The sequence below is a fragment of the Chitinophaga sp. genome, assembly GCF_035564935.1.
Taxonomy (GTDB): domain Bacteria; phylum Bacteroidota; class Bacteroidia; order Chitinophagales; family Chitinophagaceae; genus Chitinophaga.
In genome coordinates this window covers 1-2,730 of sequence record NZ_DATMTE010000549.1, presented here as the reverse complement: position 1 = coordinate 2,730, position 2,730 = coordinate 1, and the positions used below count along the sequence as shown (strand labels likewise).

Below are 2,730 nucleotides of genomic sequence, written 5' to 3'. Positions count from 1 at the left end.
ACCGCGGGTGTTGGTATTCCCTGTAGGAGGAATAGGACCAGCCATTGATTCTCCTTCTGCAATTACAAACTTGAACTTTCCATTGAACGTGGAAGTGATACTCAGCATAGTGATAGGACCTTCTTTAATCTTGAATTCTACCCCCGCGCCCATACCGGGTTTTCCATGGTATTTCTTCAGGCTTCTCAATACTGGTTTCCCCTGTGCAATGGTAATATTATGCGGGCCATCATGCCCTACCAGGATAAAGTTTTCCTTAAAATCCACCGGGTGAAATTCCGCAAAGCTACCACCAATGCCGAGCCTGTCCATGATAAACATGGAAATACAGCATTTCAGATCCGATTCACCACACATCGGGAACCCTGCGCCGGTGAGTAATGAATTGCCTACTATCAGGTTAGACATTACCGTACGGGTGGGGCTGTTATCCTCCCCATCGTAATAATAAGCCAGTCCGTCCAGTTTCCGTTCTGCCACAAAATGCTCCAGCGCTACAGAAACACGTGCAGCCACTTCCAGGTCTTCCGGTCTCAACTTTTCCGATATGGGATCTGAAACCGGGTCTGGTGTATCAAAGAAGTCAAGAATCCTTCTCTTTTCCCTGGTTACCGCATCTTGCGGAACATGCCCGTAAGGTGTTACAATCTCATGCGCCTCACATTGTACCACATGTACGCCAAAGTGTGCAGTAAGCATGGTGGCATCCGAATGCATATCCAGCATGGCTTCTATGGGATGCCCGATATGCCCGATACGCGCTGTTTTCAGATCATGCAGCACGCTGGCGATCCGGCAGTACTCTTCCAGTTTTGCATCTGCCAGGGAATCATTATGCAAGGTGCCGATGATCATCTCCGGTACCTTTTTCCCCATCCGCAATGCCACACCGGCAAACTCCGGCAATGCACAAATGTCATCGTTATACAATTGCTGGTACGTAGAGGCGTTAGCGTAGTCAAGAGCCGGTTGCGGCTGTAGCGCCACCAGTACAACAGGGATATTCAGACTTTTGATGATGATACCAAATGTGCTGGAAGTGGCATATGTAAGCATATCACAGAAGATCAGGTCCAGGTTAGCAGCATTAAGCCGGGGCACCAGCTCATAAGCGCTTGTTACGTTGTCGACAATACCAAAGTCAAACACTTCCACAGCATGTTTATCCAGTTTCTCCAGTAGTACCGCCTGTTTCACCTGCATCTCCTCCAGCAGCCCTTCAAACTGTTCCCAGTATTTATAGTAGGCCACGCCAAAAACACCTATCCGGGCCAGTTTACGGGCTCTTCTTTTTATACGGGCTTCCGTACCGGTAACAGGGCTGTTTACTGTAATCTCATTCATAGCTTTCTGATTTATATATATTTAGCCTACTGGCAACGTGGGTTTTGCCTATCCGGGGAATAAACAACAACAAGACCACGAAAGCTACAGGGTACATTATTCCTGCAATTATCCAGAGGGGGTTATAAGAATAAGTGTGTACAATATGCCCGATTAACGGATTAATGACAAGGCCGGACAGAGCCCCGGCAGTTCCGGAGAGTCCTACTACCGTTGAGGTAGCGCTATTACCGAATACATCTGATATAGCAGTGATATAATTGGTAATCCACAGGCCATGCGCAAAGAGCATCATGGCCATAAGAACTATTGCAGCTTCCACAGATGATACCCGTGTAACCAGGGGCATTACCATTGTACCGGCTGCGGCGATCCCCATCACTGTTTTCCGCGCCCTGTTTATCGTAAAATTATATTGTATCAGCCTGTCGGAGCACCAGCCACCAATAATATTAGATATTCCAAGTGCCAGGAAAGGTATCCAGAACAGTTCACCTATCCTTTCAAAAGGCACTCTTCGTTGTTCGCTCAGGTACTTGGGGCCCCAGAACATGATGAAATACATCACGGGATCCAGCAGGAACCGGATGATCACAAAAACCTGCACTTGTTTGTTCTGCAATAACGACAACAGGGGAATGCCCGCCGGCGGGGAAGGCTCCATTGGCAATTCCTTTACAAAAATATTTTTCTTCCAGGGTATCAGCAACCAACACAGTACCCATACCATCCCGATCAGTCCGGGTATCACAAAACTGAACCGCCAACCATACCGTGCCGCAATGAGTGTTGTAAGTGGTGGCGCCACTACAGCGCCAATGGCAGATCCTCCAATGGCGATGCCGTTGGCCAGTGCGCGCTCTTTTTCACCAAACCACCCGTAAACGCTTTTTGCCGCACCAGGGAAACAACCGCCTTCACCGATGCCCAATAAAAACCTGAACGCCAGTAAATGATAGAAAGAGTCCATTACACCATGCAGGCTGTTGGCTACAGACCAGATGGCTACAGAAAGTGCCAGGCCCGTTTTTGCGCCCATCCGGTCAATTAACCGGCCGCTGATAGTAAACATCAAAGCATAACTGATCAAAAAAGCAGTATTAATCATGCCATACTGCACGTCCGAAATATGAAACTCCTGCTGGATCTTTATTATAGTCATCGAAAGTACCTGGCGATCCAGGAAACTTAAACCCGTGGCTATAAAAAGCAATGCCAGTACTGCCCAGCGCATACTATTTTTTGTCATCAGCTAATAATCTCTTACCCTGTTTTGAATCCGGTTCATTCATAAGATATTCTTTTCCGGGAAACCGGGTGAAGGAATGCCCCGGTATTTATTGGGCGGAAAAACTTAAAGACCGGACAAAATTTCCCACCTTAAAA

The 2,730-nt window shown here is 47.5% G+C and carries 2 protein-coding genes; both read right to left on the bottom strand.

Translation table 11 applies throughout. The features are described 5' to 3' along the window. On the bottom strand, positions 1-1,344 hold a 1,344-nt coding region (locus VN105_RS14285; protein ID WP_325642004.1), incomplete at its 3' end, for a hypothetical protein. Then, entirely contained in the window at positions 1,337-2,593 is a 1,257-nt protein-coding gene (locus VN105_RS14280) for an MFS transporter (protein ID WP_325642002.1), read from the bottom strand. The genes VN105_RS14285 and VN105_RS14280, both read right to left, overlap by 8 nt. Positions 2,594-2,730: the final 137 nt, after the last annotated feature.